Origin of the sequence: Citrobacter sp. NCU1, assembly GCF_010231475.1 — a bacterium.
Taxonomy (GTDB): Bacteria; Pseudomonadota; Gammaproteobacteria; order Enterobacterales; family Enterobacteriaceae; genus Citrobacter_D.
Window position 1 is genome coordinate 21,739 of sequence record NZ_NRDO01000034.1, and the last position, 16,754, is coordinate 38,492.

Here is a 16,754-nt window from a genome sequence, read left to right on the forward strand (position 1 = left end):
CGCGCCGTGCCATAGCGCCCAACGTCTGCCAGGCGCTATCTACTCCAGCCCACGGGTTCAACCCGAATGACGTACGAACTCCCCGATAGCCTGATAGGTTGTCCTGGCCTCTTCCGATATTTTGTCTTCGAGCATGAGATAAGCGTGGACCATACCCGGGAAATGGCGGTGCGTTACCGGTACTCCTGCGGCTTGCAGGCGGGCGACATAAGCAAAACCTTCATCACGCAGTGGGTCAAGGCCCGCGCTAACGACCAGGGTTTCCGGGAAATCTTTACTCACAGGCAGGTAGAGCGGCGATGCCGATTGACGATCTTCGTCATGCTGGAAGTACTGGTGAAAATACCAGCGGATCTTACTTTCATCTAACAGTTTTCCGGTGCCATTTTCTTTTACAGACGGCCAGTTCAGGGTGTAATCCAGGCTGGGATAGATAAGTACCAGTCGATTAATCAGTCCTGGATGAGTGCGTGAGAATGCTTGTGCGAGCGTGGCGCTGAAGGCGCCTCCACCGCTGTCTCCGGCTAACGTTAACTGACGCTGATACGGAATACGCAGACGATCTAATAGCGTGTAGATCTGTTCTGTTACTGCCCGCGCATCAGAAAGTCCCTGCGGATAGGGACTTTCCGGAGCCCGGCGATAGTCAACAGAGATGACGGTATTTCCGGTTGCTTTCGCCAGATGGCGGGCCACAGGATCGTACACTTCCACCGAGCCACTCAGATGTCCACCACCATGAATAAAGAGCAAAACAGCCTGTTTTCCCTGCAGAGTCGGGCGATAAATACGAACAGGGATGTGCCGTTCGCCGGTCTCCACTTCATCATTAAGCACGGCTGCCATCGGGTCTGAAGTGGTAACGTTCGCTTTGGTTAGCGCCGCCAACCCCTCTCTTGCGCTTAACGTATCGTAAACCGCCGCAGGATTGCTGACCTGTTTTTCCAGAAATGCGGCAAGCGGGGCGGGTGGTGCTTGTACCAGCGGACCGTTAGCATGCTGCCACGCCTGCTGGTAACGTCGCTGCTGTTCTTGTACTGACTCCGCCATCACTGGGGAGCAGAACATGCTGGCCGTGGTGATTGCGGCGAAGGGGAATAGTAATTTCGTCATGGATAATCCTAATTGAGATATGAAGTTCATTTTCTCTTCGGGAGTACAATAATGTTTCTTCGTTAAGCATATAGCCCAGCGTAAAAATGTGTTTTTCTCGGTGAGAATATTATTGCTTATCGGGTAGCCAGGTTAAGCAAAACACTTTTATCGTTAAATTGTTTTTTAGCTATTCTTGCTTATTTTCCCTGTTATCTGACTGAGATTTTACGAAATTAACCCTTACTTATATCAATGTTATTTGGGATAACAACGTGAGTTAACACAGATTGTTTTCGGTGTTTTTGCCTGTGGCATTGCTTATCAAGAAAACTGATATCGATAAGTTAAATTATGGGTTTTATTATATTTAAAATTTGAATTACATTTTCTTTACATTTTTTAAGTGTCTGGCAGGGAAAAAAACTTCAGTACCTAATATACAGGAACAATGCTATATGGAAGAAAATAAAAAATCATTGTATTTACGAAAAGCGTCATTGCTGACTCTTTCGCTTTTTTTTTCTGCTAATGTGCTGGCGGGAGGGTTGCAGTGCGAAAATAAGGATTTCACGTTGCAAACGCTGGGCACGGGTGGGCCAATTACAGACGATCAGCGAGCGTCATCGGGAGAAGTTATTTGGTTAAATGGGAAGTCAGCCATTCTTATTGATGCTGGCGGCGGTATTTTTTTACGTTTTGGCCAATCGGGCGCCCGTCTGGAAGATTTAAAACTCATTGCCATCAGCCATTTTCACACAGACCATGTCTCGGATTTAGCGCCGATTTTAAAAGGCGGCTATTTCCTGAAGGAGAAGGAGACCATAAACCTTGCGGGGCCGGAAAGCGGCGGCGTATTCCCGTCCATGATGCAATATTTTAATGCACTCTTTAAAAAAGAAAATGGTGCTTATTCTTATCTGAATGGACTGTATAACGCGACAGATGGATTACAACTTGCAAGTCACGTTAAGGATATTAATTACACCGCCACTGACCCGCAATTGGTGTATCAGGACGATGAAATGAAAGTGACGGCCCTGGGTATTCCTCACGGAGATGTTCCTTGCCTGGCGTTTCGTATTGAAACGGCGAAAGGCACGATTGTTGTTTCAGCCGATCAGAATGGCAGTAATAACGCATTTGCCCGCTTTGCCAAAGGCGCGGACATGCTGGTGATGCCGTTAGCCATTGATGAAGATACTGACGAAACCTCGAAATTTATTCATGCTGCCCCGGATGTGGTGGGTAAGGTGGCGGCTGAAATCAATCCTAAAATACTGGTGCTGAATCACTTTATGGGTAAGGGGTTGCGTCTCAAAGATCAATCCATCGACATTGTGAAACAGTATTACCACGGCCCCGTCTATAGCAGTCGTGATCTCTCCTGTTTCCCGATTTCATTAGCCAATGCAAAGGAATAACCGATGAAAAAAGATATCGTACTTTCAATCGTCGTGGGTTCCATGATGGCCGCCGGAATGGTTGCTCCTGCAAGCGCGACAGAGGCGAGCGGAAACGCCAGTCAGGTGCAGAATAAAGCGCCAACCAGCAGCGGTAAATGTGCCAGTGGTAAATGCGGTACTGAGAAAATCTATAGTCAGGCCGCACTTAAGCATGATCCTCAGGATCAACTGGTACGTGCCAGAGACGGTAAATGTGGGCTAACAGGTGAAGGTATAAATAAACCAGAATCTTCCCAACTGGCGAACGCTGAAAAATGTGTCAGTGGCGTATGCGGAAAATAACCTCAAAGGGGGCCGGAATTGGGCTGCGGAGCGAACATGTCACGGCTCTACAACAACAACCCCGCCGTCATGATATCGACTTTCTCGAACTGGCCCCTGATAACTGGATGAATATCGGCGGTGCCAAAAAAGAACATTTAGCAGACATCAGCAAAAAATACCCGTTCATTGCGCACGGGCTGAGTTTATCTATTGGTGATAGTTGCCCTTTAAATGAAGAATATATTAATGATGTTCGCCGTTTTCTCGACGAATACCATATCGATATTTACAGCGATCATTTATGTTTTTCCCGCGATCGCCAGGGGTATCTGTACGATTTGTTGCCCGTACCTTGTTTTACCGATGTCTTACCTTATTTAGTCGCGCGCATTGAGCAGGTACAAAATATCATGGGGCGGCAGCTGGTTCTTGAAAATATCTCCACCTATCACCGCTACGCGGGCGAAATGCCGGAGGCGGAATTTTGGGGGGAACTCCTCAACCTTAGCGGTTGTGGAATGCTGCTGGATATTAATAACGTCTATGTGAATGCCTGCAATCATGGGTTTGATGCTTTTGAGTATATTCGCAGCATTCCGTCGTCGTCGATTGTCTATTACCACATTGCAGGTCATCTGGAGTATGAGGAGTTCCGGCTCGACACCCATGGGATGCCCGTACTGGAAGAAGTATTAACATTGGCAAAACAGACCGTCCAGTTTCATGGCGCGAGACCTTTGCTGCTGGAGCGAGATAACAACGTTCCGCCACTGGCGGCGTTATGTGCGGAATTAACGCAAATCAGGGAATATCTTTTATAAAAGCGAGTGCCTGTGACAACACATTATTTAGCACCTGCATTATTGGTCGAGATGGAGACAACGTTTTCTGCCCAACTTCGGGCCAGAGTAACAACGGGTGAAACCTGTTCTCGTGGTATGTCGCTGTACCGGAAAATCGTCAGAGAAAATATTGGTAGCGTGTTGCAACATGTTTTTCCCTTATTTTGTCGACGTGTCAATAATGCCGATATTTGCGATCTGGCGGATGCTTTTCTTCATCAGCATCAGGCCAGTCAACCGGAATTTCATCAGGTGGCGACGGAGTTGCTGCTTTTCATCCGTCAGCAACGTCAGTTATCGCCTCACGATCTGGCGCTGATCGAATATGAATGGCTGATGTACGCAGTGGAAATCGATGACAGTCACGTTCCACGTCCTTTGAAAATGCCTTTGTCTGGCGATGTGGAAGTGGCGCGAAATCCCACGCTGAAGATTGTGGCCTTACCGTTTCGGATACACGAGGGAGAACCTTGTTATGAGGATGAAGAACGCCTGAATTATTATGCACTCTATCGGAAACATAATAATGCGCTGTATCAGAAGATGCTCAGTCAGGTTGATGTGCGACTATTATCAGTGATTAACCACCAGATAATTTCAGCAGAACGATTGCTAAATATGGCTTCACCTTTTTTAGCTGATTTTTCTTTGCGCTCGTGGCTGGAAACCAACAATAACGACGAACTTTTGTCTTTAAAATACAAAGGGTGATGCTATGTTGATAAACGTAATTTCGTGGTACAAGCTCGTTATATCAAAAATAAAGAAAGCAGACTTTATCCCGCTGCTGCTTATCCGCCTTTTTTTAATTCCGGTGATTTTTGCCGGCGCACACTCAAAGGTCATGGGGTTTAGCGGAACGGTGGCCTGGTTTTCGCAGCCGGCGGCAGAGGGGGGACTGGGGCTACCGTTTCCCTGGCTGCTGGCGTTTCTGGCAACGTCGACTGAAGTGCTGGGGTTGATTTGCATTACGCTGGGGCTTTTTACCCGAATCATCGCCATTCCAATGATTGTCGTGATGTGCGTAGCCAGTCTGATGGTTCACTGGTCACACGGTTGGCTGGCTATCGCCAGTAACAGCATGGAATCCAGTCAGCGAATGACAGCGTTTCTCCAGTGGTTGATGGAAAACTTTCCCGGCCGTTACAACTATATTACGCAACTGGGCGATCCGATTATCCTGAACAACGGTATTGAGTTCTCTGCCACGTATTTCATCATGCTGTTAGTGCTGTTGATCTACGGTGGCGGGAAATATGTCAGTGTGGATTATTGGCTGAAAAAGGTGACGCCTGTCTGGCGTAATCAGTAGCGTGATATTGCTCTGACATCTTAAAACGAAGCCGTATTATTGCGAAGAGAAGTGGCAGCCGACAGGATTATTCGGTTGCCACTTTTGCGTATAAAACTGACGATCCTTACTTTCTTTTCTTTACCGTCGGTGTGTTCACTTTCAGGGCAGAAAAGTCATCGATAATTCAATTATGCTGACGTTGCTTCTAACGCCATTTTTTGTTTCTTGATCCTTCTGGTGAGAAGGGTTGAACAGACGAAGCCCAGCAGACTGAAGGTCACCATCACGCTGAAGACATAGTTATAGCCGGTAATGCCTTTATAGTTATCCAGAAGCGAGCCGTACAGGGTATAAGCAAACATGGCTGGCATATAACCGATGATGCAACCAAATGCCATCGCGGAACCACTGTACTGACGTGAGATGCCGATCTCATCCATTGGCGCAAAGAAAATCGCGCGCTGGGAGAAAATAATGGCGCCAAATCCTAATGTCACCGCCATTCCGACGTAAACATTCATGGACTCGTGAGGCAACTGAATAAAGAGGATCATGGCAATCGCGGCGATCAGGAACGTCCATTTCAGATAGACCGTCGGAGATTTCGTCACTTTATCGGCAAGGAATCCGCCAATCGGGCCGCCGACCATTTTTAACGCATACTGGTTGATGATACCGTACGCCCCCACAAGGGCCACCGGTAACATATAGATATCCTTTAAGAAAGGGATGAAGTAGGTTAATCCACAGTACGCGGCGTACACAAAGAAAATACCAAATGCAGCCAGCCATACGTTAGCGCAGGTCAGAACATGTTTGATGCCCTTGAGTACTTCCAGATTGGCACTGCTGTTATCGCGAGCGGTAACTTTGTCATCATCGCCCACAATGAAATAGGTGATAACACCGACGGCGAGCGTAATTATCGTGTAGTAAAGCAAACCCGCCTGCATGCCTGCTTTACCTTCGCCGAACTGCACAAAAACAAACAAGGCACCGGAGGCGACAATCACATCCACAACACCACGGCCAGCTTCAAGGAAACCAAACATGCGTCCCTGTTCTTCCTGTTTTCCCAGCAGGCGTACAGCTTTTAACAATACGGGCCAGAATATGACATCGCCAAAGAAGGCCATTGCCGCAAAACAGAAGAGATAACCGGTGAATGAAGGCAGTGTGGATAAATATAACCCACAGAGTCCAACACCAATCAACCCAAAGGGTAACAGTATTTTCTTGGAATAGCGGTCAGCAATATAAAGGGAAAGAAACAGCCCTGTCGTCTGAACAATGGTATATACCGTGAAACCGAGGCCAATTTGGGTATTGGTTAAACCCCAGTCATTTTGCATCGGAACGTAAAATACATCCTTCATGCTGGAAAGTTTAAATATCGTTCCTCCGCCGAGGACTAAAAAGCACAGCCGTGCCCACTTGTTCATGAACATAATTATACCTTCACGTATATAAGTGAATTGAGATAATAACTTTCAGCATTCGCACCTGAATAATATCGGGTGCGTAAGAAAGTCGATGTTAATGTTTTGTGTAAGATTACTTTATAATATTTAAAATGATTATTGGTTAATAAATTTATTACAGATATTTCTAACGTAGTGAATTTGTTCTATCGCATGTTCTGCTTCCAGCGCCAGACGCTCATCAACTTTATCGGCATCAGGTAACGGTGTATAACTTGCGGTTCTCCAGGGGATCCACGGGTTATCTCCTTCATCGTCGAAGCGGAAAGCAGGAGCAAAGTAATCGACTTCTTCTTCAAGACCGAAGGATATTACCTGTGGTTTGTCCTCTCCCAGCAGTAATAACTCTTTGAGCATCTCTTCCATGGGTAAATCGCCATGCCCGGAGCGGCACGCTTCATGCGCCCAGCCGGAACCGTCCTGAATTATTTTGGCATCTTTTACATGCACTTGCGTTATATACGGTGCCATGGTTCTCAGGGCGTCTAGCGGTTTTTCATTGGCATTAATCATATTGCCGAAGTCAAAAAGTATGGAAAGGTTCTTCATTCCACTCTGTTTTACTAAATGGACCAGTTCCTCTCCTTTCAAATCTTCATGCTGCTCTATCGTGAATGTTAAGCCGCAATCATCAAACTGAGATAAATAGTGTATATCTGAAGCAATCTTTTCCATGACATCTTGCAGGTGCCCCTCATAGCGAGGGTAAAAACGAACGGATGAAGCGCCTGTCGCATGGGCAATCCTGATAGCATCGTCCAGCGTTTTTTTATCTGATGCGCTGGTTTCAATGTTAACATCCAGGCCGTAGTCTGCTGCTTTTTTCCTGAAATCCAATAACTGATGGTCACTCAACATTTGTAAGGCCTGAGTTTCACCATCCTCAACATGAATCTTCACGCCCTGTAATTGATGCTGGTGTGCAATATCCAGTAGATCGCCCGGCAGAATCCGTTCGTACCGCATATTTAAATGAAATGCATAGGCATGCAAATATAGAGGAATATTGCTGGCTCGCTCAGCGAGGCATACCCTTTCTGTTGTTTTCATTTTCACCCTCATTCATCTTTGATATAGAGTTCAACGGACTCCAGTCTCCAGTACTCAAAGTCAATCTGAACCACTCTTTTCTCTCGTGTTGCCCGGTGTTTTTCGACCAGAATGACGAAGGAATTTGGTGCAACGCCCAACTCTTTACATGCCTGATCAGGTATTTTTACGGGTTTAAATACCATGCTTTTTATGCTCAGGAACTGACTGAATTCTCTTTCCCAGACTTCTGCAAATGACTGGTTGTTGATTTTATTAATAAAACCAGGGGCGAAGTCGGCATCAATGTAGGACTCATGATAAAAAACCTTATGTCCGTCAAGACCACACCAGCCTGTGATGAGATAGCTACTGGTATTTTCAGAGAACGCCTTCGTGACACTGGTGGGAGGCACTTCGCACACTTCCTCTTCCAGGTACCCCCAAAACGGCAGTCGACCCTGGGCGCGGGCTTCTGCATTAAAGCTGGACTGCGCTTTTGGGTTATAGATGAAACGCTTAGGTGCAATAAACCAGCCGCTACGATTTTTCCTGAAGATGAGAGAGGCGACTTCCAGCTCCAGTAACACTTGTCTCAACGTCATCCTGCGGGTATCCAGCAGTTCGCATAGCTCCCGCTCTGAAGGAAGTCGTGAACCCGCTGCCAGATTTGTCTCAGATAACCACCTTTCCAGGCGCTCCCGGATGATATCTACATAGCTTTTGTCTTTCATTCTCACCAATCTGGTATAAACCAATTTTTCGCTAATTTAAGGTATTTAAGTTAAACAGCAAGTTTTTTCGCCAATGACGGTTAAATTTTGTGTCCTTTATCGCAAATGATCTATTGTGCATTCATTTGAAATACGTTTTATTGGTGATTTCGCCAGCATTTAAAATAAAACATGATCTTTGGCGTCACCCTCGCTGATGTATCTGTTGCTATTTTGATAATTGTTTTGTTTTTCTAAATCCAGGTGGTTGGATGAAAGAAGGATTGTTATGAAATAGTAAATTGTTTCGAAGGTAGGGGGGATTCAGAGGACAAAGATTTGTGGAATGGAAGAGTAACAACACCCTTGTATAATGATAAATAACTGTATGCATAATCAGGAAGACGCAATGCGCTCAAGAAATATATAAAATATAACCGACGCCTTTAAATATATTTCAAGAAAATAAGTTTGTCGGAAAATAGCTATTTCACGCCATTAAAAATCATTCCCGCTAATGGTCTCACGTGTCAGATTTTGCATTGCAAAGTCATTGCATAAAAACGTGATTTTCATCTCTGAAGTAAATCATAATTTCTGAAAGTACGTCGTTTTGTACAAATTACTTTACACTTTTAGTGATGTTAATCACAAAGTTAACCGTAGAGAGTGATCGTGATCTCACTATGCCCGTCTGTAAAAATAGCGAATGTGAGTTGAATAGGGGCTGGAAAGTTATGTTTTCAGTTCATTCTTGCTTTTACAGCGTCTGGAGGGAAGTCGCATTTCACTACGTGGAAAATAACTTGTTGAATATGAAAAGCTAAGAAAATAATGTGTGATTTATATCACGCGTATTTACACTTTTCTTTATCATTTGGAATAATTAATGCTGTAGGCGCTATTTTCTTCATTAATTAAATCTTGCATAGTGCCAACACATTATTTCCACCCCTGCTTTAGGCGGTGAATAGTTATATCTCCTCGGCGCTTGTTGATGAGATAAAGGTGCTTTACTTCACATTAATACGAACATGAACACTGTTTACTGGAGAAACAAAATGAATTATCCGGCAGAACCCTTCCGTATTAAAAGCGTTGAAACTGTATCTATGATCTCGCGTGATGAGCGCATTCAGAAAATGCAGGAAGCAGGTTACAATACTTTCCTGTTAAACTCGAAAGATATCTATATTGACCTGCTGACAGACAGTGGCACCAACGCGATGAGCGATAAGCAGTGGGCCGGTATGATGATTGGTGATGAAGCATATGCGGGGAGCGAAAACTTCTATCATCTGGAAAGAACGGTCCAGGAACTGTTTGGTTTTAAACATATTGTTCCTACTCACCAGGGGCGCGGCGCAGAAAACCTGCTGTCACAACTGGCGATTAAACCAGGGCAATATGTTGCCGGGAACATGTATTTCACCACCACGCGTTATCACCAGGAAAAAAATGGTGCGATCTTTATCGATATCGTACGCGATGAGGCACACGATGCCGCTCTGAATATTGCATTTAAAGGTGATATTGATCTTAATAAACTGCAAAAACTGATTGATGAAAAAGGCGCAGAAAATATTGCCTATATTTGCCTGGCAGTCACGGTTAACCTTGCGGGGGGTCAACCTGTTTCTATGGCGAATATGCGCGCCGTCAGAGAATTAACTCAGGCTCACGGTATTAAAGTGTTCTACGATGCGACCCGTTGCGTGGAAAACGCCTATTTCATTAAAGAGCAGGAGCAAGGGTTCGAGAATACGAGCATCAAAGATATCGTGCATGAAATGTTCAGTTATGCCGATGGTTGCACCATGAGCGGCAAAAAAGACTGTCTGGTGAATATCGGCGGTTTCCTGTGCATGAATGACGATGAAATGTTCTCTGAAGCCAAAGAACTGGTGGTGGTTTACGAAGGGATGCCATCTTATGGCGGCCTTGCGGGTCGTGATATGGAAGCCATGGCCATTGGTCTGCGTGAATCCATGCAGTACGAATACATTGAGCACCGTGTTAAACAGGTTCGCTACCTGGGCGATAAGTTGAAGGCTGCGGGCGTGCCAATTGTTGAGCCGATCGGCGGCCATGCGGTGTTCCTGGACGCGCGTCGTTTCTGTGAGCATCTGACGCAAGATGAGTTCCCGGCGCAAAGTCTGGCAGCCAGTATTTTCGTGGAAACGGGCGTTCGCAGTATGGAGCGCGGTATTATCTCTGCCGGTCGCAGCAAAGAGACCGGTGAGAACCACCGTCCAAAACTGGAAACAGTGCGTCTGACGATTCCACGCCGCGTTTACACCTATGCACATATGGATGTGGTGGCCGACGGTATTATTAAACTGTACCAGCATAAAGAAGATATTCGTGGGCTTAAGTTCATTTATGAGCCTAAGCAGTTACGCTTCTTTACTGCGCGATTTGACTATATTTAATTTTTTTCGTGGCCCCAGGTAACTGGGGCCTTTTTGTTTTCACAGAACAGGAAACCTTTACCGTTTCGGCGATACCTTGCTGACTAATAAAAATGCAAATCTGACTTCAACACGTTCATTATCCGAAGATGCACAAATGACAGCTGTAATTATAAATAATAGTCAACAGGAACATTTATTATGGATATTAATGCCATTGAAAGACAGAGTACCCCCGGATTAATTAGCGGGACAATGCTTGTCATTGCAACCGTGGTGGGAGGGGGGATGTTTTCTCTTCCTATTGCGATGGCTGGCGTATGGTTTCCCGGTGCTTCTGTCATTTTGATTGTTATTGCCATCATGATGTTGTTAACCGGCCTGATGTTAGTAGAAGTTAACCTTCACTATGGTGCTGGAGCCAGTTTTAATACGTTTACTCAGGATTTGCTGGGGCAAAAGTGGAATGTTGTCGTTGGGATTGCTTTTGGTTTTGTGTTGTACATTTTAACCTACGCTTATATCTCCGGGTCTTCGGCGGTGATGGCGCAGACTGTGTTCAAATATAGTGGTGTTCGTTTTCCTGCAAATATTTCAGTGGTCCTTGTCAGCATGCTGGTCGGCGTGATCGCGTGGTACAGTTCATTGCTGGTCGGGAGAATTACGACCGTTCTTATCATTGGTAAATTTGTGGCGTTTTTTGCCACCTTCTCCGGACTGGTCGGTCATATTGACGCGGCAAAACTGGTCGATAGCGTCGGTATCGCGCTACCGAATGCGCAATACCTTCCGTACATTCTGATGACGCTGCCGTTTTGTATTATCTCTTTTGGTTTTCATGGCAACGTGCCGAGTCTGGTTAAACTTTACGGAACCGAGGGCGTACCTCACATTACGCGCTCCATCATTATCGGTACGCTCTTTGCCGTGCTGCTGTATATCTTTTGGCTGGCGGTCACGATGGGGAATATCAGCCGTGCGGACTTTCCTCCCATCATTGCCAAAGGGGGGAATATCGATGTGTTTGTGGAAGCCATTAGCGGGCTATTTACCAGTCGGTATATGGACGTGATCCTGACGTTTTTCGGTAATTTCGCAGTTGCCAGTTCACTGTTGGCGGCCACATTGGGTCTGTTTGATTATATTGCCGATCTCTTTCACTTCCCGGATGACAATATAGGACGTTTGAAAACCGCGCTGGTGACCTATTTCCCACCCGCCGCCGTGTGCTTCTTCTTCCCGAATGGTTTCGTGCATGCGATTGGTTACGCGGGTCTGGCGTTTACCATCTGGAGCGTGATCTTGCCTCCTATTTTGGTCAAAGCCGCACGTAAGCGTTTTGCGACGTCGCATTACACCTCTCCTTGTAACAACACGGTGCTGAATCTGGTGATTGTGGGAGGCGGGATTGTCTACCTGACCGTTGTTCTGGATGTCTTTGGCTTGTTGCCGACATTCCGCTAGGTCTTCAGGCAAGAAAGGAGTCGCCATGTTTCTGACATTACTCAGGTGGCAGCATCCGCTGGTGTACCGTTATACCTGGCTACGGATGTGGGTGGGTGTGTTAAGAACATCCGGATTGCGTAAACGTAAAGAAGGGAAAGGGAATCAGGCCTGTCGGTGACAGGCCTGCCTGGTTTTACACCCGGAAGTAGGCTGGTGGGAGCAACGTTGCAAACGCGTCGATTCTTCTCACCATCTTTTTCCAGAACAACATAACAACAATCCTCTATTTGAAACATCGACGCTATTTTATGCTGCTCTGAAAGCGCTTAAAAGATAGCCTCAACGTTCTCTTTTTGGCGAAGGTGTAAAGCTTTTTGTTCACAGTGGCAACAGGCTGTCGCGGGGAAGAGGGGGCTATGATTTTTACGCATAGCCGCTAATAAAACGGCATTTTTTAGCTCAACATCATGCTGATAGTGTGTTTCTGAACTCAAGCTGAGCAGTGGGAAAGCGATGAAACATACGATTGGGATCTTAGGTGGAATGGGGCCAGCCGCGACGGCAGATATGCTGGATAAGTTTGTTTACTTACGCGGTGCCAACTGCGATCAGCAGCATATTCCGCTGATTGTGAGCTCGATCCCGGATATTCCCGATCGCACGGCCTGCTTATTATCCGGCGGTCCTTCACCCTATCACTACCTTGAACGTTATCTGCACATGCTGGAAGAGGCGGGGGCGGAATGTATTGTGATCCCCTGCAATACCGCACATTACTGGTTTGAGGATCTGCGGGCGGTGGCTAAGGTGGAGATGATCAGCATTTTGGATGCGACTCTGGGCGAAATCCCGCCATCGGTCAAACGCGTGGGTCTGTTGGCGACGAATGCCACGCTGGCGACAGGGTTGTATCAGAACAAAGCGATGGCGCAGGGACTCACCCTGATCTCACCGGAAGACGCGGAGCAGGAACAGGTGATGCAGGCCATTTATGCCCTGAAAAGCGGCAATAAACCGGTGGCGGAAAAGCTGCTGTTTCCGCAAATCGAACGGCTGATTTCCCGTGGTGCGCAGATGATCATAATGGGGTGCACCGAAATTCCCCTTATCGTCTCCGGGCATGAGGAGGACTCTGGTTGCCGCTTTATCGACTCGACTGCGTCACTGGTACGTGCCGCTATTCGTTGGTATGAGTCCTGGCCGGATACGCAGACTGCGGCACCGGAACAGTTTGCTCATGCCTGATTGACGTTCAGGGGACGGTGTGAAGGCTGTGCAGTTCGCTCCAGAAACGTTCCGCTAAAGGGTTCATGCGCGTGTCCATGCGGTACGCGTAAGCCTGGATAGGAATCACCAGCGCGTCATTGTCCAGCACGATCAGCTGTCCGCTGCGGAGCTCCTGACGAATGGCATACTCCGGCAACCAGGCAATCCCGCAGCCGTCCAGCGCCACTTGCTTTAACAATTCACTCATTGAAGAGACAAAAAATGTGCTGAAACTGAGCTCGGCGTGGCGGGTCAGCGTGCGGTTGATCAACCTGCCCATATAAGAGTTTCGGCTGTAGTTCAGCAAAGGAAAGTGAGGCTGCTCAAGGGAATAGCGCGGCTGCCCTTGTTCGTTGCAGGCGCAGACGGGGAAGAGTTGCGACTCGAACAAACGAATGTTGGCAAACGGCGCCTGTAGCAGATTTTCGTCGTGATAAGAGAAGATAAAATCGCTTTGCCCTTCCCGCAGCATATCGACAGCCTGATCGACATCGATGGCCTCAACGGACCAGGTAAACTGCGTTGGCATCGCTCTGACAACGCCCGGCAACAGGCCGAGGGAAAGCGAATGCGCTGCGGCAACTTTGATTTTATGCAGTGTAAAATCGCTGCCGCCCCGCAGTTCCGTCAGGTTACTTTCCAGTTGTTGCAACAGATGACGAATCTGAGAGTGAAAGATTTTTCCCTGCTCAGAGAGTTGCAGCGGGGAGATCTGGCGATTAAACAGTTCGACGCCCACAGCGCTTTCCAGCGCGCGGATCCGGCGGCTAAACGCAGGCTGTGAGACATTACGGATGATCGCGGCCTGCGAGAAGTTCCGGCACTTTTCCAGGGTCAGAAAATCGTAAAGCCATTTCGTTTCAATGTTATGCAAACCTGCACCACTCTCGTCCATTCCTGTTTACCTGTCAGCCGCTCGTTTGCGCATTCTACGTTCATTCGAACGGCTGACAACCGTTTCAACCTACTCAAACGTCCCTTTTACACAGGCTTTACCGTCCACGACCATCCGTTTTCCGTGCGCGTAAACCTGCTCAATACGCAGTTCCGGCGTCATGACAAGCAGGTCGGCATCGTGACCGGGCAGGATTTCACCTTTACCGGAAAGACTCAGAAATGTTGCCACGCTGGTGGTGAGTGGACGTAGCGCATCCGTCAGCGTAAAACCATAATCGTTGACCAGCGCTTGCAGTGTTTGCAGCAAACTGTCGAAACCGGCAACGCCAATGCCCGTCAGATTGCCCGCCGCGTCAAACAACGGTTGGCTGCCGTTACCATCAGAGCTGAGCGTGACCTGTGCTAGTGGCACACCCGCTTTCACTGCGCGTGCGATCCCCTCTGGTGGCGTCACCGGGCCGGGAATGCCGCTGGTGATATCGATGGTGCCGCCTTTGCGCGCGAAGGCCAGCGCCTGATCGAACAGATCTTCACTGCGGTTCACGTGGGTGGGAAGCAGTTTTCCCATCGGCACATCGCTGTTTTCCAGAATGTCATACAGCGGTTGCAGACCTTTTTTACTGCTGCCCATATGGAACACGCTGACGCCGGGTTTCCCGCCGAGCAGCCCGCCCACGCGTGATTGCGCCGCCATACTGGCCAGTTGATACTCGCCTGGCGCGGCGGAGCGGTGATCGGATACCGCGCATTTCACACCGATAACACGATCGATTAGCGCCACATCTTTTTCCACGGAACCGGTGATGGTCGGCGAAGGCACATGATACGCGCCGGTCAGCATCCAGGCGGTGATCCCTTCTTCATTCAGCGCCCGGGTTTTCGCCAGTAAGGATTCCGGATGGCGGGTGACGGAGTCGGTGCCCAGCAAACCGACAACCGTGGTGATCCCCGCTTCAGTGAGACGGCTCAGCGTCACTTCCGGCGTCCGTGTGGTGGGGCCGGCTTCACCGCCGCCGCCAATCAAATGAACGTGCTGATCGATAAAACCCGGGCACAAAATGCGCCCGTGTAAATCAATGACGGTACAGTCCGGTACTATGTCTGCCGGGATAGCAGTATCAACGGCAATAATCTTGCCGTTGGCCAGCAACACGTCGCAAATCCCCCGGTCTTCTGGCGCAAACAGATGCGCCCCCTGCAACAGAATAAACTCTGCAGCGGATAAATCAGACATGATGGCTCCTTACTAAACAATAAGCTGCATAACCCAGATCGACAGTAATGCGTTGATCGCGCACACCGCGATGATATGGGGATAGTATTTGGCATTCACTTCGGCAGTACCGAGGCAGCGACCGACGTTCTGTACCGGGTTACCCATCAGATAGATGGCCGGGAGCAGAACAGTGACGTCGTGACCGGTTAAGGCTCCGGCCGTGAGCAGGCTTGCAGAGACGCCGACAGCGCCGCCCATGCTCATCAGCGAGGCTAACAGAACCGTTGCCGCTTCGCCGGGAAGTCCCCACAGCGCCATGATCGGCTGGCAGATGTGTCCCACCCAGTCGAGTAAACCCGTAATTTTTAAGGCCTGAATGATCACGAACGCCATGACGACGTTGGGCAACAGGTTGGTGGTAGCAATGGTAAAACCGCGACGGGCGCCGTCGATAAACATGTCCATGACGTTTTTGCGAACTTGAGTGGTCATGATTGTGCTCCTTGCAGAGGGTGACGACGTTCTTCGATGTTAATCCACAGGCGCAGCAGATTCGCGCCGATAAATTTAAAGACCAGGATCACTGCCAGCGGGACGATTACGGAGGTGCCAAGAAACGCGAACACGGCAACGCCGGAGGAAAAATAGTTGGTGATAATGGCGCTGCCGCTGGTCTGGTACGCCGCAAAAATGACTTTATCCCGCTCGGTAATTTCGCCTTCTTGTGCCAGTTCTTTGGTCATACCGGCTGCCGCATCGGTGTTTTGCAGGTTCGCGATCAACGCCAGCGAGCAAATACCGGGAATACCCAGCAACGGTTTGAGGACGGGGGTCATCAATTGTTGAGCTGCCCGCAGACCGCCCAGACCGTCGGTGACGGCGATGATGCCCAGAGAGAGAATCACCGACGGGGCGAGTTCCAGCGCGAACAGAAAGCCATCTTTTGCCCCTGTTCCACCCGCACCGCGAAATGATGTGGTGGCGTGTCCTGTACTGCCGGGAAGTTGACCAAACCCGCCATTCAGCACGGTAAAGTCAAACACGCGCCACCATCCCTCACTTCCTGAAAAAACACCCGAAAAGAAAATGATGGTCAGAAAAAATGCCAGATACCCTTTAATTCCAACCTTTTCCGTTGCAAGCGGTATGGCCGCTTGTTCCCCTTGTTGCGCCATAGTGAACCCCGTTATTTTTTTGATGATGTGTGTTTGCAGCGACAGGCCACGTCGGGCCTGAAACTGAATGACCTTATCAGTCATGGGGATAAGGGGAAAATGCAAGTATGTTTCGAGCTATGCGTTTCTTGCATAGCTCAGGGAAAGGGGGAGAGTATTGAT

Annotated in this window: 17 protein-coding genes; 9 read left to right on the forward strand and 8 right to left on the reverse strand. The window is 48.2% G+C overall.

The window, feature by feature from the left end:
• Positions 1 to 57 precede the first annotated feature (57 nt).
• Positions 58 to 1,113, reverse strand: coding sequence for an alpha/beta hydrolase (locus CJP72_RS10060; protein ID WP_162380721.1), 1,056 nt, complete (start codon positions 1,111 to 1,113; stop codon positions 58 to 60).
• A gap of 437 nt (positions 1,114 to 1,550) precedes the next feature.
• On the opposite strand from CJP72_RS10060, the gene CJP72_RS10065 reads away from it, so the two are divergent.
• From CJP72_RS10065 to CJP72_RS10085, 5 genes are read left to right on the forward strand one after another with little or no spacing between them, the layout of a single operon-like run.
• On the forward strand, positions 1,551 to 2,516 hold the full coding sequence (locus CJP72_RS10065) for an MBL fold metallo-hydrolase (RefSeq protein ID WP_162380722.1): 966 nt from the start codon (positions 1,551 to 1,553) through the stop codon (positions 2,514 to 2,516).
• Positions 2,517 to 2,519: 3 nt separating this feature from the next.
• A complete protein-coding gene (locus CJP72_RS10070; RefSeq protein WP_162380723.1) occupies positions 2,520 to 2,840 on the forward strand; it encodes a hypothetical protein in 321 nt (106 codons plus the stop codon).
• Positions 2,828 to 3,643, forward strand: coding sequence for a DUF692 domain-containing protein (locus CJP72_RS10075; protein ID WP_162380724.1), 816 nt, complete (start codon positions 2,828 to 2,830; stop codon positions 3,641 to 3,643). Before CJP72_RS10070 ends, CJP72_RS10075 begins: the two co-directional genes overlap by 13 nt.
• Positions 3,644 to 3,655: 12 nt before the next feature.
• Entirely contained in the window at positions 3,656 to 4,375 is a 720-nt protein-coding gene (locus CJP72_RS10080) for an HvfC/BufC family peptide modification chaperone (protein ID WP_162380725.1), read from the forward strand.
• A 4-nt stretch (positions 4,376 to 4,379) separates the two neighbouring features.
• On the forward strand, positions 4,380 to 4,976 hold the full coding sequence (locus CJP72_RS10085) for an HvfX family Cu-binding RiPP maturation protein (protein ID WP_162380726.1): 597 nt from the start codon (positions 4,380 to 4,382) through the stop codon (positions 4,974 to 4,976).
• Positions 4,977 to 5,146: 170 nt separating this feature from the next.
• On the opposite strand, the gene CJP72_RS10090 is transcribed toward CJP72_RS10085, so the two are convergent.
• The 3 genes from CJP72_RS10090 to CJP72_RS10100 all read right to left on the reverse strand — a co-directional run bounded on the left by CJP72_RS10090 (position 5,147) and on the right by CJP72_RS10100 (position 8,202).
• Positions 5,147 to 6,400 carry an MFS transporter gene (locus CJP72_RS10090; RefSeq protein WP_193568681.1) on the reverse strand — a complete coding sequence of 418 codons (1,254 nt, stop codon included), beginning with the start codon at positions 6,398 to 6,400 and terminating at the stop codon, positions 5,147 to 5,149.
• A gap of 135 nt (positions 6,401 to 6,535) precedes the next feature.
• Positions 6,536 to 7,489, reverse strand: coding sequence for a sugar phosphate isomerase/epimerase family protein (locus CJP72_RS10095; RefSeq protein WP_162380728.1), 954 nt, complete (start codon positions 7,487 to 7,489; stop codon positions 6,536 to 6,538).
• An 8-nt stretch (positions 7,490 to 7,497) separates the two neighbouring features.
• Positions 7,498 to 8,202: a GntR family transcriptional regulator gene (locus CJP72_RS10100; RefSeq protein WP_162380729.1), complete on the reverse strand. Its 705-nt coding sequence runs from the start codon at positions 8,200 to 8,202 to the stop codon at positions 7,498 to 7,500.
• Positions 8,203 to 9,242: 1,040 nt separating this feature from the next.
• On the opposite strand from CJP72_RS10100, the gene CJP72_RS10105 reads away from it, so the two are divergent.
• The 4 genes from CJP72_RS10105 (at position 9,243) to CJP72_RS10115 (ending at position 13,283) form a co-directional block, all read left to right on the forward strand.
• A complete protein-coding gene (locus CJP72_RS10105; RefSeq protein ID WP_162380730.1) occupies positions 9,243 to 10,613 on the forward strand; it encodes a tyrosine phenol-lyase in 1,371 nt (456 codons plus the stop codon).
• 180 nt (positions 10,614 to 10,793) lie between these two features.
• Complete coding sequence (locus CJP72_RS10110; protein ID WP_162380731.1) at positions 10,794 to 12,056, forward strand: aromatic amino acid transporter; 1,263 nt, start codon at positions 10,794 to 10,796, stop codon at positions 12,054 to 12,056.
• Between the two features lie 25 nt (positions 12,057 to 12,081).
• Positions 12,082 to 12,216 (forward strand): hypothetical protein, encoded by a 135-nt coding sequence (locus tag CJP72_RS25850; protein WP_255498275.1) that lies wholly within the window; start codon positions 12,082 to 12,084, stop codon positions 12,214 to 12,216.
• 335 nt (positions 12,217 to 12,551) lie between these two features.
• Positions 12,552 to 13,283: an aspartate/glutamate racemase family protein gene (locus CJP72_RS10115; protein WP_162380732.1), complete on the forward strand. Its 732-nt coding sequence runs from the start codon at positions 12,552 to 12,554 to the stop codon at positions 13,281 to 13,283.
• 7 nt (positions 13,284 to 13,290) lie between these two features.
• On the opposite strand, the gene hypT is transcribed toward CJP72_RS10115, so the two are convergent.
• From hypT to CJP72_RS10135, 4 genes are all read right to left on the reverse strand, one after another.
• Positions 13,291 to 14,199 (reverse strand): hypochlorite stress DNA-binding transcriptional regulator HypT, encoded by a 909-nt coding sequence (gene hypT / locus CJP72_RS10120; RefSeq protein WP_162380733.1) that lies wholly within the window; start codon positions 14,197 to 14,199, stop codon positions 13,291 to 13,293.
• Positions 14,200 to 14,268: 69 nt separating this feature from the next.
• Complete coding sequence (gene iadA, locus CJP72_RS10125; RefSeq protein WP_162380734.1) at positions 14,269 to 15,435, reverse strand: beta-aspartyl-peptidase; 1,167 nt, start codon at positions 15,433 to 15,435, stop codon at positions 14,269 to 14,271.
• 12 nt (positions 15,436 to 15,447) lie between these two features.
• Positions 15,448 to 15,909 carry a YjiG family protein gene (locus CJP72_RS10130; protein WP_162380735.1) on the reverse strand — a complete coding sequence of 154 codons (462 nt, stop codon included), beginning with the start codon at positions 15,907 to 15,909 and terminating at the stop codon, positions 15,448 to 15,450.
• Positions 15,906 to 16,592 (reverse strand): YjiH family protein, encoded by a 687-nt coding sequence (locus CJP72_RS10135; protein ID WP_162380736.1) that lies wholly within the window; start codon positions 16,590 to 16,592, stop codon positions 15,906 to 15,908. Before CJP72_RS10135 ends, CJP72_RS10130 begins: the two co-directional genes overlap by 4 nt.
• Between the last annotated feature and the right edge of the window lie 162 nt (positions 16,593 to 16,754).